Raw genomic sequence first — 23,677 nt, 5'->3', positions numbered from 1 at the left:
AAAAATATCCAGCTTGATTCTTTTTGTCTCAGATTTAGCATTACTTTTTTTTCTTCTCTTTTTATCCTTTAAAAACTTGTAAAATTTATCATTAATGTAATGAAAAACACAGCAGTAAAAATCGTGGAAGTTAATTATGAAAAAATAATTTTCAAAACTACCTATCCTTGAGCTTTTTGTTTAAATGCTAGCTACGAAAAAAAAATGAAACATTATTCTCTTCTCAACAATTTTCTTAGTTATCAGAAATTACATAAATTGATTCCACAAGATGATCTATTGAAGTTTAACGAAAATTATAAGTCAGAAAATATTCCCCTTTTTTTTAATTTAAGAGGTTATCAAAAAAAAGACGTTGATTTTTTTTCTAAACTAAAAATTGCAGCGATTTTTAGCGAAATGCGTACAGGAAAAACTCCTACTGCTCTAATGATTTTTAGCAAATGACCTGTAAATAATTTGTTAATAATTATTCCCAATATTTTACATCAGCAGTGACAAAAATCAGTAGAAAATTGGCTAACCAACCCAGCGTTTATTATCACTTTTTTGAGCAAAAATCAACGTCATAATTTTTATCGCAAGCTTTTTCAAGATGAAAAATTAATCATCATTGTTTCTAAAGATACTTTTAAAATTGATAGTATTTATTTTAAAAAACTAAAAGAATTAAGAAAGGATAGTAAATTTTATTGTGTCATCATTGACGAAGCTCATTATCTCCGTAATTATAAATCTCAACAAAGCAAAAGTATTTATATTTTGCGTGATTCTCCTTATAAAATAGTACTAACAGGAACTCCCATTGTTAATCATCACACCGATATTTTTGGCATTTTGAAATTTCTGCAACCCGAAACTTATTCTTCCTATTGGAAATTTGTCGAACAATATTTTTACGTTCATAAAACTGAATTCAAAAAAGGAAAAAAAACATATAAACTTTTTCAAATAAAAAGTTTTAAGAATGATCAGCTGCGACAAGAATTGCAAAAACAAATAGCTCAATTCTCGGTAAATAGAAAACAGAAAGAAGTTTTACCTTGATTACCTCCTATTATTCATCAAAAAGAGTATTTATTCATGGAAGAAGAACAACAAAATATTTACTCTCAATGAAAAGAAAAATGGCAAAAATACCAACCTCTTGAGGTATTAGCTAAACTAAAAACTATTACTCTTTATCCGCCAGCCCTAGGATTTAGAATTTTAGGTAGTAAAATCAATTATCTAATTAGTCTTTTTAAGGAGCAGAAAGAACAAAAAATAATTGTTTTTTCTACTCGCAGCGAGACATTTTTAGAACCTCTAGCTCAAATACTAGAAGAAAATGGAATAGAAGTAGGAATAATAACTGGTAAAATTAACTATCAATTAAGGGAGAATTTTATTAGTAAATTTCAAAAGGGCGAACTAGATATTTTACTGTGTAATATTCAAAGTGCCGGAATAGGTCTAAACCTTAGCCGAGCCGAGACTATTATTTTTGCTGATCGTAGTTATTCTCTAGGTGATAATGAACAAGCTGAAGCTCGTTTTTTGCCTACCTTCAGTTCAAAAGCGCCTCGAGTTCGTCTAATAATTGACCTCGTTTGCAAAGGAACAATTGATGAAAAGATACTTCAATTAATAAAAAAAAAACAAAACATACTCAAAATTCTGGACGATAATTCAAGCTACTTCTTTTCTTAGTTATAATGCTTTTGTGATTTTAATATTTTTATGATGTTTTTAACTTTTTGTCTTTTTTAGTATTATATTTCAAACTTCCGTAAATATTTCTTCTTCACTTTTGTCAGCATTAATAATATGTATTCTTTCAGGAAAATAATTTTTTAATCCTAAGTAGCCTTCTTTAATTTTTTGGTGAAAATTTTCACTTAAATTATCTCAATTAGTATTTTTATTTTGTCGCTTGTTTAACCGCTCACGGGCTTTTTTTACTTCAATATCTAACACAAAAGTAAGGTTAGGAAGAGGAGTTTGGATAGTTTTTTCTAATACTTCACTAATTTTAGTTATTCCTAACTTTCCTTGGTAGACAAACATGCTATCAATGTATCTGTCACTAATAACTACTTGCCCTTTTTCTCAGGCTGGCTTAATTACTGTATTAACATGCTCGGTTTGAGCGGCCGCATAAAGGAACCAGTAAGTTCAAGTATTAGTAATAGTTGAAGGCCTGTCTTTATTTATCTGTTTATCAGTTAAATCATGGACTATTCGACCCAATTCAGTGCCACGGGGTTCACGAGTTAGTAAGGAATTAGCAATTTTCTGGTGTAATTTATCTGCCAAAGTAGATTTACCACAACCGTCAATTCCTTCAATAGTGATTAGTTTTATTTTTGAGAATAATTTGTGCTGATTACTTGGCATATTTGGTTAATTTTTGTGAAGAAGAATTGTGTTTCGTTGGCATATCGTAGAATTTTCATGACTAATTAATGACTTATTAAAATAACTAACTTCTTTTTTGCTATTTTGTCAATTCTTTGCTGAAGCTCTTTTTTATTATTCTCGTCCAAAGCATTATCAGCTTCATCAAAAATAAATATTTCTTTGTTTTCGCTACTAGCAAAAAGGCTGTTCAAATCGGCTAACTGCTTTTGACCGGTCGATAAACCATTTTCGATTAAGTTTTCATGCTCGGCGTAAGCAATTTTTTCCTGCCGTCAAACTAACAAGTTAATTTCATTAAGATTGTATTTTTCATTAACGATTATGTGTCCTTTATTAGGTTGATATAAACCCACTAGTAAATTAATAATTGTTGATTTGCCGAAGCCATTTTCTCCCGATAGGTAGTTTATTTTTCCTTTTTCAAACTTTAAATTTAGTTCATTTATTACTAATTTATTTTTTTCATAACCAAAAGAAACTTCTTTAAGTTGTATTTGGGTAATTGTTTCATTGATAACGACATTTTTTTGAATATCGTCTCGTTCTGGCAATTGTAAGAAGTCATTTAATCTTTTTTTGGCGGTAAAGTAATAAGGATAGTCTCGTGTTCTCTCAATCATTTTTTTTATTCCACTAAATATTTTATTAAATACTCGCAAGGCTAAAAAAGCGTTTTCTCCCCCCTTATACACAAAAGGCAAGAAAAAAAATTCTGAATAAGGAATTAAAGAGAAAGAAGGGATTACTCACGAAAGAGTATAAGTTCATTCCTTTTTATCTGCTTTATCCCAAGTATAATTGACAGTTTTTTTGTATTCTTGACAGAAATCACTAGTTAAACCTTTTTTGATTATTAAATCTCGTTTATTTACCGCAATATTCTCTTTTTTAGTTTGATTTTCCGAGGCTTTTTGAAATTTTAAATCTCTTTTGTATAAAAATTTATCAATAAAAATTATAGTGGCTATAATTATTAAAGAATAACCCAAACCAGCCCAAATAAGTTTGTTATTTTCAAATTTGATTAAAATTAAACCAAAAATTACGCTTAAAACCAGGTAAAACAATTGATTGGGAACAAAAACAATCATATTTACAAAGCGTTCTGTATCTTTATTAAATGCATTTAAGGCTGATTTTTTGTCATAAGCCACATTACGCAGGCGGAATAGTTTATTCATTAACTTATCTCGCAAATTACGACTAATTTTATTAGCAAAATAAGGGGCATAATAAACATGAGCGATAACAATCAAACAATAAATAATAACTAATACAGCCATAAAAAGCATGAAATATGATAATTTTCCAAAGTCTTTAATAACTACTCAATTAAATATCTTAAAATTAGGAGTTCACTTTCCTTTGCTTATTATTTTCCACTCTCCACTAATCGCATTTTGGTCGATAATAAAAGACAATAAACAACTTAAAAAAGTTAAAAAGTAGAATATTATCTGTTCTTTTCAGTATTTTTTGGTTATTGTAAATAAATTGAGTTTCATTTTTTTAGGGATTTTTTTGGCATACTATTTTTGGATATTTTCTAATTTATGGGAGGTAAACTTATATATTTCATCAGCATAACGCAAAGTTTCCTCATCATGACTGATAATGATAATGGTTTTAGCTGATAATTCGTTAAAAATAGTTTTCAGAATCTTGGTTTTTAAATTAACAATGACATATATTTATTGTTTTAGCAACGTAGAAAATGGGCTTTTTTCCTGAAAATAAAGGGCTTGGAGCAAAAAAAACAGAAAGACTTATAGGGTTTGTATTGACAAAATAAACGAGAAACTTGTTTTTTGCTTGTTTTTTTATCCTGAAGCAAAAAAAAACAAGCTCTTGGATAGGTAAATTTTTGTTTAATGCTTTTCGTTTCTGTCAGGTTTTTATTCACTTTCTTTATTTAAATCTTTTTCTAAAGGCACTAACGTAGATTTTATGAATAAAGAGGTAAAGAAACAAATCAAACCAAAAGGTTTTAATTTCTCTAAATTATTTTATTTTGCTCCTTTTGTTTCTCTTATCTTACTAATTTTCTTCTTTTTTAAACTTTTTTATATTTACCACAATTTTAGTGAAGAAAATGAAAAAAAAGGTAGAATAATTGAAGCCATGAAAGGACTGTAAGATACAGTAAAAATTACTTAAATGTCAATATTTTTTTCTTGTATGTCTCATAATTTTTATATTAATCTTATTTGTATTATTATCAAGATTTGTTTTCTTTATCGCAGCTAACTAAGCACGCTACTCTATATTCTCCATATGCACCAAGTGCGCATACAGAGCCACCAATACAAACAGCTAAAAATACATTTCCATTTAATCTGCAAGAGACTCTAGTGGTGAGACAGTTGTTATTAGCAGAATCAACATCGGGACATGCTAAGATTGCATCAGGATTGAAAAAACAGTCATCAAATCCATTTGGTGTTTCAGCAAAACCGTCTCTCACGCAAAGATTGGGATCGTATATTGGAACTTCACAAGTTTGAGCCATCACCCAATCTAAAAAAATTAAAGAATAAGTTTATAAATCTTTATAAATATTAATAACTTATAATCTTTACTCACTCGCAATCATTAAATTAATAAAAATTAAGTTAATCACTGAGTAAATTTTCATTTTGCAGTAAATTAATAAAAAATGTTAATAAAAATGTGTATTTATTACAGAATAACAATCAGTAACTAAGTATTGTTGTATTTGACAATTCTTGTGAAACTGATATTGTTTAAAATGCAAGTAATAATAACAAGTATATGATTTTGTGATAAAACTTTATTTATAAAAAATAAGTGCTAAATGTAAAAATAGAATAAGCGAAAAGATGTGTTAAATTTAATTTTTCCAGTGAGATAAATAAAAAATTACTAAATTTTGATCAATTCTGTGAAAAATAATGAGGAGATTACATATCACTTTGTATAAAAATAAGCAATTATAATAAAAATAAATTTATTGTGTCACACAATTTTTTAAAGTAATTCACTTTAATAACAACCGAGATGGTAAAAAAATGAAAAATAATTAAATCTTCTTTAAAACTTGGTTTAGCTAAAATTCTATCTTAGGCTTAAACTACTTATTTATTAAAATGCAATGTATATAAACAGACAAAGATAAACAATTGCAAAAAGAATTATCTAGCTATCATCCTACTTCGATTTCTATTTTGCTGTGAATTCAAATAACTTAACATAATTGACAACAGGAAAAAGAGAATGACAAAATTAACAAAAAAGCTACAAAATTAAAAATTTATTATTAAATGTTAATGAAAATTTGAAGTACAAACAAACTTTTTGCTAAACAATTGGTTTACAACCTCAATTTTTTCAAGTCGTGTAAACATAAGGTTAGCAAAGCATTTTGCGTAATCTTCTAGACTTAGCGTTATAGATCCGAGCGTTGCATCTAACATCACTTCAATTTCTTTACAAAACGGCGGAATAACAAAATCATCTAAAAATTCTATGTTTCCTTCTCTACACAATCGAGCTATTCTATCTATTGGAAAGCAGTCATTTGAAAATATTTCATTTGCCGACAAATAATCACAGTTTTTTGTCCAACAAAATTTTTTTGTTATAATAGTTTGTAGGTCAGATATTGCTTTCTTTAAGTCTCCATTTACAGGTTTTTTTATGTCAGCGCCAGTTTGTTCTAATATGTGTTTTTTTGCTGCTTCTCCACTTACTAAACGTTTGATAGAGATAGACTGAAAATGGTCATTTGCTGGCACTTCATAAATCTTTTTATCTACTAACTTGACAAAATAAGTTCTATTTTTTTCGCTTTTAAGTAACCAAATGTTCATGGATAGCTTTGTTACATTGCACTTTTTGATTTGTGAACAGTAAACCGAAATCTTTTTTAACAATTTTAAGAGTTGATTATTAAAAAATTCTATTTCAAATTCAAAGTACTCAAAATTATTAATAGACAAACCTTATAATTTCTTCCTGATGTTAATGCTGCTTTTTTCATTGATTGTATTTTATCCGAAGTAGGAAAGATATAGTACTCCATCTTTTTTTATCGTGAAATTCAAAAAAAATGTTATTGCTAGAGTGCCTTGCAATACAAAGCCAGTGACGAAAAGAAAATTTTATAAGAGTGATGGTACATTTATGCTTTACGAAAGTTCTTAGCAAAAACCTACACAAAGACAAGTCTCAAACAAAAAAAGAGTGTGTATGTATTAAACGTTTTCATGTTTTTAAATTTAGTTTATTGCATGCATTATATTAAAGTGTTTCAATAAAAAAGCTACTTGCTTTTTAGTAGAAGAATTTAGTCGACAATGTTGCTATTATCATGTTTTGGTTTGAAAAATAATTAGTTTCATAATTTAGTTCTAGTTTACTAGTTGCCTTAATTAAGACGAACTAACGCTTAACAGTAAATCTAGACTATGTAAAGTACTATGATTATTTTAAAAAATAACTTCTTCATGATATCCATTATCAATGGAATGTTTTTAATTTAATACATTTTTGTTTAATATATATTGTTTCATATTATTAGAGCACTTGGTTAGCAGCATCATAAAAGAATAAGTAACATTTTGTTCTTTTTTTAATTCTCAAAACGCAACAATTCATAGTTAGTTCAGCATTTACTGATTAAATCTACTAATAGCTGAGATATTTTAATTTGAAACTTAGAATGTAATCCTTGACATATTTCTAAACCTAAGTATACATCATGAGCTCTTTCATAATAAGGAGGCAACCCTGAAAGCATTTCATAAGCTATGATACCAAAAGAGTAAATATCAGCTGCTTGGGTATATGGTCTACTATTTAAAACCTCAGGAGCTACAGGCATTACTCCGTAAGTTTTTTCTTGTTTACTGGCTTCATCAGCTGGCTTACATAAACCTAAGTCAGTAATAAAACTATTGATATTATTATTTAAGATATTCCCTAAATGAAAGTCTCTATGGACTAAGTTCTTTTGGTGAATATCTTTTAGTCCTTGAGCTATATTAACTAATCTTTCGAGTTTTTCTTTGAAACTTAGTTCTGGGCTATTTTTTAGATAGTCTCTTAGGTTGCCTTGAGGTATGTATTGCATGACCATTAGGTAATTGCCTGTTTTTGAGTCTTGTGAGATGCCATAGCAAGGCACTATGTTATCGAATCAGTCATCAATTATTTTGTGCTTAGCAGTTTCTTGAAGAAAGTCAGCGTTGGTTTGGGAGTTAGTAAGGCTTTTTAGGACTACTGTTTTGTAATTATGGTATTTTTTATTTAGTTTAAATTTATCTCTATTTTCGTAGTAATGGTCTTTTTCTCTTATTCATTGGTTATTAGTATCTCGGTAGAGAATATTGCCTTTGGTTCATTGGGATTTATAGACTTTACCAAAGCCGCCTTGGGTTAAATACTGGATATTCTTAAATTGTTCATAAGGAATTTATTCTAAGAATTTATTGGCTTCTGTAGCTTGAAGTTGGTGTTTTTGGATGAATTTATTGATTTGGGGATTATGGCTGGTCCAGTTAGGGAAGTTTGTTTGTAAATGAGTAACATTATAAGTCTGACATCATTGTTCTCCAGTATTTGGCTGATTGCATTTTGAACATAAATCATATTTCTTAAATCTATCACTTAGTATTTCATAGTCTTCTTTATATAGCGATTCATTCTAGAGTCTCTTTTTTAATGTTTTTTAATCAATTAATAAATTTAGCATCATCTAATTTGGCTCCAGAGTTTATTCAGGATTTAATTTCTTCTTCAGTGAAGTTGAGTTTTATTCAGTTTTTATATTCTTGAATATTTAATCCTGCTTCTATTCATTCTTTAGTTTGCTGAGGATTAAAGACTTGGTTTATTCAGGTTTTAGCTTCTTCATAATCACGAGGATTAAAACTAACCTCTGTCCATTTTTTAGCTGCTTGGTAAGTAAAGTTTAGGTTTTTTCAGTCTTTTTGGTTATATTTACTAAAATCCCTATGAATATCTTCCCAATCCAAATTACTCTTCTGTTCTTCTCTTAGTTTATTTAAGTTTAATGCTCGATTAGGACTAATACCTTTTCTTTTTAGATAGTTAGCTAAATCATAATCAGTAGGGGTTAAGCCTTACTTTATTCATTGTTTAGTTTCTTCAGCAGTAAAGTTTAATTCTCATAATTCCTGTAATCTATCAGTAAAATCAGGGTGTATGTCTCTCCAATCAGTCATATACTCTTTATTACCTATCTTTCTTACTTTTATTTCTAAATAATAATACTATTATTAATAACCCTACTAGAATACTTGCTCCTACTATTCAGGGAGTGTAGTTAAAAGGTTTATTAGATTCTTTAGTTTGATTATTTTTATCTAACTCTGCTAATTGTTTTTTTTAGCTTCTAATTCTGCTTCTTCTGTTGCTTTTTTATTATACAAATAATATTAGGTTTATCTATTTTAACAGAACACTTTTGACAATAATTAGTTTGATTTGACTTTGATTGTTCTTTTCTTGACTGTTTAATTCTTTTAAGAGTTCTCGATAGGTTTGTTTAAATAATGTATATTATTTTTTATGTCTTTTAATTTTTTCTCAATAAAATTGACAAGGTTGCTGTACTTTTTCTGTTCAGTCAAAAAATTCTCTTATCTCGTTTTCAGAGGAATTTAAATTTGCAAATTTAATTTCTAATATTTTCCCGACCTCTTTGATTTTTATCTCCCCTGAATATTTACTGACCTGGTAAAAATAGCCTTTTCAGTGTTGATTTCCTTTCGGTAAATTAGCGTAAAAAATGTTTTTGATGGCTATCAATTTTAGATCTTCCGTTACCAAATTAGTCTCTTCAAACACTTCTCTTTTGGCGGCCGCTGTGGGGCTTTCATTAGGTTCTATTTTACCACCAGGAAAATTCCAACCTCATTTTTTATCTTTTACTAACAAAAATTCGCCTTTTTCATTTTTAATTATTACCCGAGAGTGGCTGGGAAATTTTTTTTCGTTTTCTGGTAAACAAAATGGTTCGATTAAACTTTTAACTTCGGCTAATATTTCGGTTTCGCTTTGGTTGGCATTAACAATATAAATCCTTTCGGGAAATTGTTTTTTTAATTCTAAATAATAATTACGTATTCGCTGATGAAATTCTAAATCTAATTTATCCCAATTACTATATTCGCCAGTTTCCTCTTGTCTTTTTTTTAATCTGGTTTGGGCTTTTCTGGGGTCAATATCCAAAATAAAAGTAATATCGGGCATTGGCAAATTAATTGTCTTTTTGGCAACTTCTTGGACAACATTAGCTCCTGTTCCTCCTTCTAGCCCTTGGTAAACCAAAGTGCTATCAATGTATCTATCAATAATCACTACTTTATTTTCTTGCAAGTTAGGTTTAATTATTTTTTTAATCAGCTCATCAAAAGCCGTTAAAATTAGAAAAATATAACTTCAATTACTCGGTAAACTATCCTTGCCTTTGGCTTCGTTGAGTAAATGTCATATTTTTTGGCCTAATTCGGTATCTCGCCAATTGTGAGTTAGCAGATTTAATTCGCCACTTTTTTTTAAATTATTAATAAGAGTAGTTTTCCCGCTCCCGTCAATTCCTTCAATGGTGATTAGTAAGGACATTTTGTTAATTATAATTTTAGGACTTTGTTTAAAAGAAGCACGATTGTTAAATGAAAATGCATTTTTATAGCAAACTGGTTAAATTCATCCCATTTAATTTTTAATAAAAGTTTTTCTATAATTCTATAATTTTTTTTTATTAAGCAATAAGTCAAGTACTTTATTAATATATTTATACTTTTCTTCTTCTAAGTAAGCTTTGCTGAAATTAATTGTTTGATCAATTATCATTCTCTCATAGCCAAAATTTTGGTTAAATAACATTTCATAGCCAGAATAAGTCAGTATTGCTTTTTCTAAAGGAGGCAAACAAGAAAAGGTAAAAGTCCTTTTTAAATTTACTCCAATTCTTTCTTCTAAATACTTCTTTTTTGTATTGAATTTATTAAGTCAGATGATTCTTTCTTCATCGTATTCATTTTCAATTTTCGTAACATTATCCAGTAGATAATAGCGATAAAGTAGAAAAATTTTTCTTTTGTCGAGACGAAACATTTATCTAATATCTAATTTTTTAGCAAAACTAATCTTTTTTTCTTACAAATTGATTACAAATCGAACCATGAGGTTCAACAAGAATGAAGTTTAATCTGGACAATTTTGGTCTTGAAGAACTTAAGTCCCCAAGATTCTGAAAAACAAGCACTAAATAACTGACCTTAATAATTAATATAGTTTAGTCAAGCTTAACAAAACCATGACTTCATTCATGAAGAATGCCAAGACTGAATCAATATCCTAGTCTCTCCTGAACAAGTTTTAAACGTTTAGCAGATTAAAAAAGCGGGTATTAGGAATATATTACAGAAGTGTTTCCGAAATAATATAGTATTCTTGTTAAATAATTATAAGTGGTCTATTGTTTTATCCTATTGTTCTGATAAACAATATTATGAAACTATTAAATTATTATATTACAATACTCAAATTAAATGTCGGTATCTTTAACGATAGCTTATTCAGCAAACCCATTAAATATAAGGGTCTAAGCAAAAATTAAACTGACACTAATTATTTAGTGTAATTTAGTATAAAATAAGCATTCATAAAAGAGGAAAAAGAAGACAAAATTAAAAAACTGTTTCTTCAAAAAAAAAAGAATCAAAATGCATTTTGTTAATTGGTTAAATTTGCTTTTTGTTGCCTTCTCAGTTTTACACTTCTCAATCAAAGTCACTGCTAATCAAACTGATTCTGTTCATCCTAATTCTGAATCCTGGGACCCTAATTCAATGACTTGTATTATTGATAAAGGTAATCCGAACGATCCTAAAAATGCTCGCTGTGACTCTAACTATCCTAGCATTATTTTTAACTGTGCCTATGATAGCGGTGTACGAGTAGATGGGCAGTGCCAAAATAACGAAGTGTGCTTTGTTGGTAGTGGTGGAGGAAACCGTCTAAGACCAGTTTTCTGTAAAATGCCTTCTTAATCATTAGCACTTTTATGATGTAAATGTATGTGAAATATTATGGATAATTGATGATGTTTTTAAATTTTTTTAATCACTCTTTTATTCAATTCGTTCTTTTTGTAATTTTCATACGGTTGGGCTTAAACTAGTAATTAGAATAATTCAATTTATTCGAGATGTTTTTTTTAGCTTTTGGAATATCTTTTTACGCTCTAGTTTTATTAATTATTATAATTTATTAATCTATTCTAAAAGAATTAAAAACTAAATTTCATAATTAGAGACAACATTTCTTCTTAAGTAGGAGCTTTATTTTCAAATTTTTTTTTTTATTTTTAGTTTTTAAGATTGATAACCAATGCTAATATTTATTAATAAAAACATAAAACTTTATATACAGAAAGTAGTTTTATTAAGTTTATTATAAAGTTATATTAGAACTTTAGGTTTTTTAATCATTTTATTGTTTGTATTTTTTCATTATTAATTGTTTTCTACTACCAATATTTTGTTAATCTCCTAAAGTTTTTACTAGCAGATGAAAATATTTATTTTGATATTAAATTTAAATAAAGAATTAACCAATAAAAAAAAATTGTAATGGTAAACATAAATGAAATAAACAACGCAGCAGACGCTAAAGAACAATTATATGGTAACAACAATATAGATATAAGTAAACTCCCAGAGAGCTTTATATTTGATAATAGTAAAATATCAAAGGATATCAGTAAAACTAGAAAGACAGCTGAGATATTAGATAAAGTTTTCACAGCTAAGTGAACAAATTCTAGAAATGATAAACTCTTAGAAGAATTAGAAAATCATATGATTAATGATTATGATTGTTGTGAAGCTATTAATAGCTTAGGTAATTATAAGAAAATTGAAGAAGCTATCAATAATTTGCAAAGACTTAAAGATGGATTAAAAACTGAAGCTGAAATTAGACGTTTGATCAATGAAAAGGAACTTGAAATTAATTTTAAAGAATTAGAGATAGAAGAAACGAAGAAAACAAAAAACGAAGGTTTTTTAAATTCTGAAGAATATCAAAAAATTAAGTTAGAAGAAATAAGAAGACAAGAAATTGTCGAAGAAGCTGTAAGATTTAGAGATGATATCTTAGACGGAACTTTTGAACTTGATGATAATGCGATGGAAATCTCTGCTAATTATAAAAGATATTTCAATCAAACTCATTATTATTGAGAAGCTAATTTCGATAATATAGATGATTCAATCAAGCATTTGCTAACAGATAAACAGAAAGAAAAGAGATTTATAACTAAAGAAAATGGTGGAATGGTGCCTATTTTAGGGCAAATTATTGTTGCATTACAAGAATTTGATAGGGACGAATTTGTACAAGCCCTTACAGAAAGTACATTAGAACAAAATGTTGAGAGACCTAGAGCAATAGAGCTTTTTGAACTTGTAAAGGCTTCTTCTTATTCCCTTATGCTAAGCGAAAATCCTTATGGAAAAAAAACACAAGAAATAAGAGAAACAAAAGGCATTAAAGATGTATTTCAAGTTTTCCCCGGTAACTCTTTTGGGTTTTACAAAGATGAAGAAACAAGAAAGAGACTAGAAGGTAAGATTATGAATATCACTGATGAAGATCTTATTGCGGCTACCCCAGATGAAATGCTAGAACTAGTTCAACTGATATTAAATGACAAAAATATTCTAAGTCCTGATAACAGATCTGAGGCTTTCAAAGCAGTGTTAAACAAAAAAAGACTCTTCATTTTTCGAGCTTTAACTGAAAAATTTAATGATGGTGCAAAAAGATTTTCTTTAGAAAAATGAATTATTAAAAACAGAAATAAAAAAGTTCTAGAAGGAGAACTGATTAGTACTAGATTTAAAGATGTAAATCTGTATCAGATGTTTTGTTTTGCAGAGGTTTATGGAGACAATATGACTCCTAAAGATTTTAAAAACAATTATCTTTGTCCTTGTCTGGAAGTTACTTCAATGAATAATGTCGCTCTATTGAGATTTGTAAGGAAAATTAGAAAAGAATATCCAAAACTGTCAGAACTTGATGACAATTTCCTAATCTCTTTGAGTGCAGAAGTGAAAATGGGACATTCTGAAAGATTCGCGGCTTATAATAAAGAATATAATATGACAATTTCTAAAAAAGATAATTTTTACGAAACGACTGAATGACCAGAATCAATGACTAATCAAATAGTTAAAATCAATGTAGAAGATATGCAGCTTGATTATGAAGCTAAAGATGGAGAACCAACCAAATATATCAGCGTAAATTTACTTGAAAAGAAAATTATTGAATTAAAAACACTCGAACAAATGGCTTCAATGGACTCCAAGAGAGTGTTAAAAGAATCTGAGATTTCTTTAGTAAAGAGCAAGTTAGAAAATAAAAAGGTTTCAGAAAATAATATTATCAAAAAAGAAGAGGAAATAATTGTATCAAAAAATGAATTAAAAGTTTTACAGAATTCTCTTATAATTTGTAGAGATAAAGATGTTGAAGAATTAGAAGAAATTATTGATAAGATGGTTGAAGGAGATGAATTTGAAGCTAAAAATCATAGTTTATGAGACTTACAAAGAATAAAAGAGACTGTTCATGAACTAAGTATTAAGTGTAGAAATAAGAACAATAGTTTTAAAGAAAAATATGAAAACATTTATGAAGCAATCGAAAGATCAGAAAAAGAATTATTAAAATCAGAATCAAATTCTTTAGCCTTACAATTCCGTACATTAGGGGGCAATCTAAATGAAGTAATAGAAAAAATTATCTCGTCAAGAGATAAAGACGAATTACTAAAAAAATACATTGATGCTTTTGAAGACCTTGGTAATAATTACCGTAAACTAAATGAGATAGAAGATAGATTTCTAAAATCATTAAAAAAAGCCCAAGAAGGCACTTGAGAACCTGAAAAAGAAGAAGATAATGATCACAAAAGTAATGATGGTGATAGTGATAATGATGAATCTAATGAAGATAAACTAAAACAAGTATTAAAAATTAGTAATAATTCATTAATAGATCAAGATTTGCTTGATGAATGAACTAATGAATTAGGTGAATTAGGTGAAGATAAACTAAAAGAATTAGTTAATCAGGTTTATGGAGATAAAAACTCATTTGTTGATTATATGAGAAGCGAAAACGCAAATTTAGATGATTGAGAAAAAATTATGATTCAAAGACCTGAGGAAGTAATAGACAGTATTTTTTCCTATAAAGTTAATCATCCAGATTTCGATATAGAAGCAGTAAAAACAGAAATGGATGATTATCGAGATGATGATAAAGAATTAGACAAAGAAGAATATGGTAATGGTGAAGAATATAGTCTAGAAGGTATTAAAAAGTTTTTGATTGAAAAAGAAAAAAAACAAAGTCATTCCACTAGAGAAGTTGAAGAAGAAGAACATAATGGTGATGATAACAACAGCTTATGAAAAAGATGAGTGGTCGATCAAAATTATTTAACTCTTATAATTCCAGCACTAGTAGTTCTCGCTTTATCAGTAGTATTCTGAGACAAAATTAGTAATTGATGAGAACCAACTAACGAAGATGATGAAACCAAAGAAATAGCTAGTGAGTAGAGATGATAGTATTATTGCTTGCTCTTAATTGAGCAGGCACTAATTGGTAATAAAAAATAACATCATTGTAACTCAGGTTTTAAGTCTGAGGGACATTTTTATTATTAATAAAGTGGTAAAGTTAGAGACGAAAAATTCTCCTATAATGGTTTAAATAGTGGTGACAGTTGGAGAAAGTAAATGGTATAGTCCTCGTGGTTGAGATAATCCTGATTGTGTGAATATTATATAAGTGAGAATATACCTCTATATGTAGGTTGTTCAACGGATTATTGTAATGATATAACTCTTTGATTAACTAATATGTTTGTTGTAAAAAGTGTGGGGGGGATTAATTATTAAAGCAAAAAATAAACACTATGGCATTTGCTAGATATCGGTATAATATCAAAGAAAAAAGATGCTTCGTTCTTTACGAAAGCACCAAGGCAACCAAAGAGGAAATGGTGGAGGAGTTAAGTCAAGTTCTTTTGCCCAATGGAGTGAAAGACCTAGACCAATTCAAACAAAAAGATGACAGTTTAGCTTTTGAATATGAATTGGAAAAAGTGAGTGGTTTCAGTTTTAAAACTACTTTCAAGCACGAGAATGCTTTGTTGGAAGTTGAAGAATTAGCTCCAACTATTATTACGGCTACTTTAAGGAATGTCGAACAACAATTTGATACCATTTATAATTGACCTATTAAAGTTGAGGATGGAGTTCAAGAATATATTTACCCAGATTATGGTTCGGTAGTTTTTAATAGTAAAGATGATACCTACCAAGTGGAATACGGCAAACCTCAAATCTTTAACACTTATTGGGATGAGTTTGACAAAGAAAAAGATTGGTTATTCTTTTTTGATTATGCTATCCACCAAGTAAACAAGGACAAGGACATGAAGAAACCTTGACTTTACTATGCTGATGATTTCAGTCCAGCCATCAGTAAGTTTATTTACAAAACTATTTCACCTCATTTATCTATCCTCAAAGGAAAGGAAAAAGAAGTTAAAAATGCTTTCACTTTAAAAGAACAAAATGCCCTTAAAGGTCAGATAGTTCAATTACCTGGGCAAGATGGAACCATGTTAAAAGATTGAAGAAAAAATGGTTATTCTACTAGTTATTGGAGATATGTCAGTCTTGATGAAAGTTGGTGAGAGGAAGTGGATGAGGAACAACGGCAAAAACTTGGTTTTGAGTTCTTTGATTTTATTAGAAGAATTCCCTATGAAAAGAGAGAGGAAGCTGTTAAAATGGCTATTAAAAAAGGAGTGTTTGGTAAAGATGCCGAACAATTTATGATAATGGAAGAAGTTATGAAATATTACACTGGGGAAGAAGCAGTGAAATATACCGACCCAAGAATATTGGATTACGACTTTGCTTTTGAAACCAAAGACACTTGAATAAAAAGTATGGGTGAATTACCAGCCTTAGTGATTTCTTTTTTACCCACTATGTTCTACGGAAGAAAGGTGCCGAGAGATGCCAAATTAACTGGAACCAAGTGAGTAGAAAAACTTTGAGAAGTATTTATCCAACACGATGTTCCAGTAGTATTAAGATGCTATCCTGGCTTTATCTTTGAAAATGTGTGGAGATACCACAACGAATGAACCAAAAGAATTAGTGCTATTACGGAATTACCTAAATGTATTGATAACCGAGAGATAGGAGGTTCTACTTTGTTAGTTTACTTCAATTGTCCTTGAATAGGTAAAGGAATTAGTGATAGGGTTAAATGGGACAGTGATTGTGATTTGTTTAAGAAAAAAGATAGTATAAATCGTTTGTGGAATTTAGGAAAAATAACTGCTAGGCAAAGACTTTGATATGCCAAACCTCAACTAGACCCAAGATTTAAAGATGCTTTCTCTCCCTTTGAATGTTTAACTGAAAAGCAACAAAAGGATTGAATGATTTGGGAATTTGGGTTCTCAGAAATGAAAAATAAATTAACTAAGAGTGAAGTTGATGGTTTTTACAAAAAAGAACAAGAACTTTTTGGTGATACTGAAAAAATCATTGAAAGCAAAAAGGAAATGACTAAAACCATCAAAAAAGAACTAGAACAATTAACTAAATAATCACATGACAGGAAAGAAGCCATCTCGTTATAATGCCGAAGCTGCTGAGAGAAGAGAACAAAGAAAGTTCGAAAAAGAACAAAAGGACATAAGAAAGAAATCAAGAAATTAACTTTATTATTAAGAACGCCTATCGAAATTGAAATAGACTAATTACTCACCTAACCGAGCACGCTCAAAGTTTAAAAATTACTAATGAAATGTGATAGATGTCAAAAAAACTGAGAAAATAAATTACTGAATAGCAGGAGAAAAAACAAGTAAATGTTACTATTTTAAAATTAAGTGAGGAGAAGTCCTTGTGGACTTATTGTAGTGATCGAAAGGAAGCCTTGTAGCTTCATTAATAAATCTACTGATTTTTCTTTGATTTATTAAATCTTTTATTTTGTTGTAGGTTTTTCTCAAAAGTAAATAAGCATTTAGGTAAGTAAGCTATCGTTATAACTTCAGTTATAAAAAACCGAAGCAAATCTTTAAAAGTTATAGAATGACATAAACATTGAAATATGCTTAGATAAGTAGATTCTACATTGTGAACTACTCACCACTTATAGAAGTGGGATTATTCTTGCTAAAATTTTGTTCTAAACTTCTTGTTTATCCATTTTAATTTCAATTAATTTCAAAAAAAAGCACGATCTGAATTACTGTAGTTTTTGATTTCTTTTGTTAAAAACGTTTTAGATAATAGCATAAAACACTCTATTTGATTGCATTATTCTACGATGAACAATATAGTTCAACTGATTAGCACTAACGCTTTGCTTTGATAAATATAGCATGTTTTTTTGCGATAACTTATAGAAACATATGTTTTTTTTTGAAAAAGGAAATAATTTTATCTTTCAGAAGTTGGTTAACAATCTGTACACAAGCCAATTGTTATATTAGATTATACATTTCTGAGAATGAGATGATCCATATTCATTTTTAAGCATAACAAAAAGAAAAAGTTAAAGGGTTAGGGTTAAGTTTGTGGACATTTAGGCTAAATGATTTATAGATATAATTAATTTGTTTTCAATTATTCTTAATTAAGCACGTTTCAAAGCGAAATTTTATACGAATAATAAAACTTATTGTTATTCTGTCAACAATTTATTTCCGATTTGTAATTTTCTAATAAAAATTTATCGTATTTAATTTCTCGATCAATAAAAGAAGAAAATTTACTAGTAAGATCTACAAAATGCACTATCTCATGACAATAAGGATCCAAGAATCAAAATTAATTTTTTAATTGTTTAATTTCACGAGTGTGTTTTGATATTTTTTTTTTGCTTCGAAACTATTATGATACTTGATTATCAAATCTGATTATTTTTTTATTAATAAGTTTATTAATTTTCTCAGCGATATCGAAGATCCCTATCTTTGCTTTATTTTATTTATAAATACTGGCTTTTTTAATTACTCCTACAGCCATCAATTCTTCTGCTACCCTTTTTTACAAGTTATTTTTGCTATTATTTTACTAATTACTGTTTGTCAACTTTTATTTGTCGTGCGAACTCTTCTTCTCTTTGTATTATCATGCCTTCAGTTGTCGTTTCTAGTCTGAAGAATGATAGCGATTTTACAGTTCGTGTTATTTTTTTTATAACTTTTCTCGATCTTGAATTACTTATTTAATGTTTTTTATTTTTTAATTTTTTATTGATAAGATCACAACTAATTTTTCGAAGATTGAGGAGGAAGGAATCAACAAGATGTTGGTAGAAATTTGCTTTCCTATAATGATAACAGAAGAACTTCGCTCTCATTCAGTTGATGTTAAGCGGTATAAGATTTATAATATACCAAGTAATAGCATACTACAATTTAACTCGTTGAACAATCTAGTAACTGGTAATTATGCACGAGAATACATTCTAGAGAAATTTCCAGATATGAAGAATATCAGCAATGAAGAAATACAAAAAGAAGTTGATAGAGTGAAGGTACAAATGGCAAAAGGATTCTGCCAATGTAAAAAGTCTTACGAGGCACCAGAGGATCATTTTTTTAGCGATAGAATGGCTCGATGTCTTGATTCAGAACTTAATAATGGTGAAAAGTTTCTCAGCGATATTATTTTACCAATCGTTTATCAAAAAGTTACGGAAAAAATTAATTTATATAATCCTAATTGGGTGAGTGCCTTGGTATATGGAGAGAAATTTGCTGAATTTATGTTTTTAGAATTAGATGAACCGGTCAGTAAGTCACATTTTTATCATGTTTTTTCTTCTCAACAATGTTTTTGCTTGATTAACTTTTTCATTTTTCTATTTATAATCCAAATCCTCCATTGACGTCTTAATTACTTCTTGCAGCTTTTTTGAAACAATAAATGAAGATTGTTTTTTTTCTTCTTTATGAGTTTTTAAAATTCAACCCATTCCTATAATTGTTCAATTTTAAACAAAGAATCCATTAAACTATCCCTTTTTAGATTTATCAATCTCACTTATCATTTTTTATCTAGTCTAAATTAGGTTTATTATTTTTAATTTGGAATATAATACTCTTCAAAAAAAGATTATTGTTTAGAAAAATAGATGATAATTATTACTTTTCTCATTTTGACATCTTGTTTATCACTACTAAAACAATCACTTTATGCTTTACTAGATTTTGGTTAAAAACATAGTTCTAACCAAGAGAGGTTAACGAATAAAAACATTTTCTTTTTACTGTTCTATAAAAACAATAACATGAAAAAAATAACAACTTGAAAAAGAAAAAAATAGTAATGATATTCAGTTTTTATTCATTTATACTGTTTCTGTTAAAGATTAAATAAACATAAAAACGATTAAGTTTGTGTAAAGATCTTGATAGATCTCATAAAGATAAAGAATTTAACTAACTAAGTCTAAATTAGGATTTTTTTAAATTTTATCTTTAACCTATGCGCAATTGCAATTGTTTTTCTTACAATCTTTGTAAATAAATTTCACTACTTTCTTTCTAAAAAGATGCATAATATATATATTATCAATAAGAAAAATGACAAAAATAAATGTACACTTAATACCGCTAACAGAAGAAGTTAGAGAAATAGAAGCCGAAGAATTAGAAGCTAGAAAAATAGCGAATAATGAATTCATTCGTAACAATGTAGATAAATATTTAGTTGATGTTCATGGTAATTTTTGCCACATTGATTCAGATATGATGGACACTGATTATTATTACATTGGTAAAGGTTTGGTTCATAAATATGAAAGAGTTAAAACAATCATGGCTATGATGATTATCAATGAGAAAGATGATGAAAAAAACTATCTTTGAGAAATAAAAGAGAATGGTAATTATTACCACAAAAAAGATGGTAAAATAATGTTCGCCAAAGGTTTTTCTGATGAACAAAACGAACGAATTAAAAAAGCTTTCTCGAAAAGAGTCAGTTTTGCTAATATTTTAATGAATAGAGGAAGGGAAGGTCGTTCAGACAGAAACGGAGAATGAGTTAGTCTAGTAACCTCCCAAAACAATGATAATGAATAATATTTTCAACAAGCATTAGAAAAAATAAAAATAATGAATTATGACAATTCCCGTAAAAAAAAGTACTGGATAGCGGGTTCTTTACTAATAATTGTTTCAATAATAGGAATAGTTTATTATGTTTTCTCAAAAGATAATAAAAAGCAGTCACAAAAAAGAGAAAAAGAACAGAAATCTGTTGATATCCAACAATTAAAAACTCAACTAAACTCAGTTAAAAATGAACTTAGCAAATCAAATACTAGTCAAAAAAGTCAGTTAGAGGATAAGTTAACTGAGATAGAAAATAAGGTAAAAAATCTTTCTAGTCTAGATAAGCCAAACATTAAAAAATTGGAGGAGGAAATTAAAGAGATTAAGGAGAAGTTAGAGGAGAATAAACCTGATAAAGACAAGCCCAAGAAAAATCCAAAATCAAAAGATAATCCTCCGCCAACTTCCAGCCTGACCAAATACATTTGCACTAAAATAAATGACAATACTTATAAATATCGTTTTACAGTTGATAATAATAACCAAAATTGTCGAGGATATGACGAGGTTAGTTTTGGGAATTTTCTTGGTCTTTTAAAAGACCCAAATTATGGTGGACTAGACAAGGATTTTTTCCAGAAAGCATTCCAAGGAGCCTTAAAAGACGCCAATTCTAAATTTCCTGCCTACTTTTGAAAATGCCCGCCGGTATCTCAGAAAGCCCTCGATAAACCTTTTGAATTTGTGGTAATTAAGTCGAAATCACTAGAAGACATTAGCCAAGATTATTATAGTTTTGTTCCCTATCTTACCCAACCAAATGTCAAAAAACTGTCTGCTACTAGTTTTCCCAACAACAGAAACCCAAGCGACGCAATTCTTGTTATTCCTACCTTAAGACCTGCGAGTGGTAAAAAATATGACTACAAAAATATTAGCCAGTTTACTAAAAGTGCTCCCGAGGAACAACAACAAGCACTTTGAAAGTTAGTAGCAGAGAAATTATCCGAAGAATTATCAAAAGACAATGCTCCTCGCTGGTTAAATACGCATGGATTAGGAGTTTATTATTTCCATGTTAGAATTGATGAAAGTAATAGATATTATTCGAATTATAAAGAATATGAAAAGTGAGAATAAAATCGCTACCATCTTCTTTCAATTTTTTTCCTCGTTTAGTAGTTAAAAAAATACAAAATATAATATATAACAATTAATAATTATTATGACAAGAACATTAAGCATTGCCATTAAAGAAAATACCTACCAAGAATTAAAACAGAAAATTGGACTAGGAAAAATAAGTTCCTTTGTTAATCAAGCAGTGGAAAAAGAATTGTTTGAGTTAGCCCAGGAAGAAAAGAAAGAAAAGGAAGAATTAAGACAACAACTTATTAAAGGATATCAAGCCCAAGTCAAAAATAAAAAACTACAAAAGGAATTAAAGGCAATGGAGGAAACCCAATTTGAGGATTTAAAAGATGAGTAAGCTATTAGACAAAAAAACTAAGAACAAGCTTCCCAGGCGGGGGGGAAATTTGGTTAATAAAATGTGATAAAATTAAGGAATTTTCCAAAGATTACCGTCCAGGCTTAGTGATTAGTGGCGATATTCAAAATGAGTTTGATGATTTTATAACTGTCGCTATGATGACGACTGATGATTTAGAAAATATTCAACCGTTCGAAGTTTTTATTAAAAACACTCTGCAAAATGGTTTAGATGAACCCAGCAAAATAATTCTTAATCATCCCTTTACTGTTTTTAGGGAATTAAGGTTAGAAAAGTGTCTAGGGATAGCTAGTAGGGAGGTAATGGAACAAGTTAAAAAAGCCTGAAAGATTGTTTTTGATGTTGAGGAGTGGTAAATCTAAATTCTTTTTTTAACATTCAATTAGTTAAACTATCATAAGCTTCTACTTGCAAAAGTAGAAGTAGTTCACTTCTCATATGGATGTTGATATGAATTTTAAAATTATAAACATGGTAAATGCAACAGAATGGGAATTAGAGTCAGAATCTATACTTAAAGAAAGAGAAGAATTAACTAATCAACTAAAAGAAGTCGAGTCACAAATCCAAATCCCACCTAAAAAATAATGAATTATGACAAACAATAATAAAATTTTTATAGAAAATAAAATACCTTTTGAAACAGAATATAAAATTCCTAGTTAAATTATATAATGTTTAAAAATTGTTCTAAATGCTTAAAAGAAATAGCTTCAGGTAAATTCTATAATTTTTTTATCGGGAAAAAAGGGGGCAAAAACATTCAAGAGTATGATAAAAAAGAAGTAAAAGGGGATAATTTTTTTTGTCCGATTTGTGTTGACCAAGAAAAAGCGAATCCACAAGGTGTCTATATACCTGAGGATTTAATCAAAGTTGAATGAGAAATTGGGAATCTGACTGATGAGGAAATATTAAACTTTGAGAAAAAATGAAGAGATTTCAATTATGAAAATAGCGTAAGGATCAATTTTAAAGAAACCAATCTTACTCTTGATTTTATCAAAAAAAGCAGACAAGAACTTGAGCCCTATCTCAACAAGCTGAATGTAGTGGAAAAAAGCTTTGGGGGGAAAGTGAAAAAAGGTTATGGCAAAAGCTTAATGAATTTTTGTTATTTATTTACTAAGTCAGCCCTGGATGAGAATTATCGTAAAGAAGTAGTTGTTCCAACTGTCGCCAAGATTCTAGGAGGAAACTCTAACCAAGAAATTAATACTACTAATGTTGGTGGTTCGCCAGGAGTGCCTGGGGAAACCAAAGGAACTTGGCAAGTTGACAACCAACTTAATATAAATTATTTTTGAAATGATGGTCCAGAAAGAATTTGCCGGCGAATAAGTTTTCTTTTTTGCGACCAAAAATTTGCTTTAGAGTCTCTCTGCTGAGCCCTAACAAATAAAGAAAAGGAATTGCAAGAAGAAATTAATGATCCTAACGATGCTTTACCAATAAACTGGGGCATCGTAAGTATTTTTCTATTCAGTTTATTATCTATCATTTTATTTTACAAAATAAATACTAAAAAGAAATTTTTCATAAAACGATAAAGTAGGAAATAATTTTGATAACCCAAGCAAATAAATTAA

Annotated in this window: 18 protein-coding genes; 11 read left to right on the top strand and 7 right to left on the bottom strand. The window is 28.7% G+C overall.

The window, feature by feature from the left end; genetic code table 4:
- Positions 1-99 precede the first annotated feature (99 nt).
- Positions 100-1,692 (top strand): DEAD/DEAH box helicase, encoded by a 1,593-nt coding sequence (locus tag GvMRE_RS12070; protein ID WP_147411493.1) that lies wholly within the window; start codon positions 100-102, stop codon positions 1,690-1,692.
- A 39-nt stretch (positions 1,693-1,731) separates the two neighbouring features.
- On the opposite strand, the gene tmk (GvMRE_RS12065) is transcribed toward GvMRE_RS12070, so the two are convergent.
- Entirely contained in the window at positions 1,732-2,379 is a 648-nt protein-coding gene (gene tmk / locus GvMRE_RS12065) for a dTMP kinase (protein WP_147411492.1), read from the bottom strand.
- 65 nt (positions 2,380-2,444) lie between these two features.
- On the bottom strand, positions 2,445-3,908 hold the full coding sequence (locus tag GvMRE_RS12060) for an ABC transporter ATP-binding protein/permease (protein ID WP_147411491.1): 1,464 nt from the start codon (positions 3,906-3,908) through the stop codon (positions 2,445-2,447).
- A 442-nt stretch (positions 3,909-4,350) separates the two neighbouring features.
- Here GvMRE_RS12060 and GvMRE_RS12055 point away from each other — a divergent pair, with 442 nt between their 5' ends.
- Complete coding sequence (locus GvMRE_RS12055; RefSeq protein WP_147411490.1) at positions 4,351-4,539, top strand: hypothetical protein; 189 nt, start codon at positions 4,351-4,353, stop codon at positions 4,537-4,539.
- A 1,148-nt stretch (positions 4,540-5,687) separates the two neighbouring features.
- On the opposite strand, the gene GvMRE_RS12050 is transcribed toward GvMRE_RS12055, so the two are convergent.
- The 5 genes from GvMRE_RS12050 to GvMRE_RS12030 form a co-directional block, all read right to left on the bottom strand.
- Positions 5,688-6,233 (bottom strand): hypothetical protein, encoded by a 546-nt coding sequence (locus GvMRE_RS12050; RefSeq protein ID WP_147411489.1) that lies wholly within the window; start codon positions 6,231-6,233, stop codon positions 5,688-5,690.
- A 761-nt stretch (positions 6,234-6,994) separates the two neighbouring features.
- On the bottom strand, positions 6,995-7,720 hold the full coding sequence (locus GvMRE_RS12045) for a protein kinase (RefSeq protein WP_245939653.1): 726 nt from the start codon (positions 7,718-7,720) through the stop codon (positions 6,995-6,997).
- A gap of 331 nt (positions 7,721-8,051) precedes the next feature.
- Entirely contained in the window at positions 8,052-8,399 is a 348-nt protein-coding gene (locus GvMRE_RS12040; protein ID WP_147411487.1) for a hypothetical protein, read from the bottom strand.
- A 547-nt stretch (positions 8,400-8,946) separates the two neighbouring features.
- Positions 8,947-10,011: a dTMP kinase gene (tmk, locus tag GvMRE_RS12035; RefSeq protein WP_147411486.1), complete on the bottom strand. Its 1,065-nt coding sequence runs from the start codon at positions 10,009-10,011 to the stop codon at positions 8,947-8,949.
- A 123-nt stretch (positions 10,012-10,134) separates the two neighbouring features.
- Positions 10,135-10,506, bottom strand: a complete 372-nt coding sequence (locus GvMRE_RS12030) for a transcription antitermination factor NusB (RefSeq protein ID WP_147411485.1) — start codon at positions 10,504-10,506, stop codon at positions 10,135-10,137.
- Between the two features lie 611 nt (positions 10,507-11,117).
- Here GvMRE_RS12030 and GvMRE_RS12025 point away from each other — a divergent pair.
- The 9 genes from GvMRE_RS12025 (at position 11,118) to GvMRE_RS11985 (ending at position 23,638) form a co-directional block, all read left to right on the top strand.
- Positions 11,118-11,444, top strand: a complete 327-nt coding sequence (locus tag GvMRE_RS12025; protein ID WP_147411484.1) for a hypothetical protein — start codon at positions 11,118-11,120, stop codon at positions 11,442-11,444.
- A 582-nt stretch (positions 11,445-12,026) separates the two neighbouring features.
- Positions 12,027-15,032, top strand: coding sequence for a hypothetical protein (locus GvMRE_RS12020; RefSeq protein WP_147411483.1), 3,006 nt, complete (start codon positions 12,027-12,029; stop codon positions 15,030-15,032).
- Between the two features lie 359 nt (positions 15,033-15,391).
- Positions 15,392-17,107, top strand: coding sequence for a hypothetical protein (locus tag GvMRE_RS12015; protein ID WP_147411482.1), 1,716 nt, complete (start codon positions 15,392-15,394; stop codon positions 17,105-17,107).
- Positions 17,108-18,999: 1,892 nt separating this feature from the next.
- On the top strand, positions 19,000-19,479 hold the full coding sequence (locus tag GvMRE_RS12010; protein WP_147411481.1) for a hypothetical protein: 480 nt from the start codon (positions 19,000-19,002) through the stop codon (positions 19,477-19,479).
- A gap of 622 nt (positions 19,480-20,101) precedes the next feature.
- Complete coding sequence (locus GvMRE_RS12005) at positions 20,102-20,602, top strand: hypothetical protein (RefSeq protein ID WP_147411480.1); 501 nt, start codon at positions 20,102-20,104, stop codon at positions 20,600-20,602.
- A 33-nt stretch (positions 20,603-20,635) separates the two neighbouring features.
- The gene (locus GvMRE_RS12000) at positions 20,636-21,715 is read left to right on the top strand and encodes a DUF6940 family protein (protein WP_147411479.1); all 1,080 of its coding nucleotides are present in this window, start codon (positions 20,636-20,638) and stop codon (positions 21,713-21,715) included.
- Between the two features lie 85 nt (positions 21,716-21,800).
- The gene (locus GvMRE_RS11995) at positions 21,801-22,064 is read left to right on the top strand and encodes a hypothetical protein (protein ID WP_147411478.1); all 264 of its coding nucleotides are present in this window, start codon (positions 21,801-21,803) and stop codon (positions 22,062-22,064) included.
- Positions 22,065-22,111: 47 nt separating this feature from the next.
- Positions 22,112-22,444, top strand: coding sequence for a type II toxin-antitoxin system PemK/MazF family toxin (locus GvMRE_RS11990; RefSeq protein ID WP_147411477.1), 333 nt, complete (start codon positions 22,112-22,114; stop codon positions 22,442-22,444).
- A gap of 318 nt (positions 22,445-22,762) precedes the next feature.
- On the top strand, positions 22,763-23,638 hold the full coding sequence (locus tag GvMRE_RS11985) for a hypothetical protein (RefSeq protein WP_147411476.1): 876 nt from the start codon (positions 22,763-22,765) through the stop codon (positions 23,636-23,638).
- The last annotated feature ends 39 nt before the right edge of the window (positions 23,639-23,677 follow it).

It is taken from the genome of endosymbiont GvMRE of Glomus versiforme (genome assembly GCF_003546845.1).
Note: the sequence above shows the minus strand (reverse complement) of the source record. Positions and strands in the feature narration are given on the sequence as shown.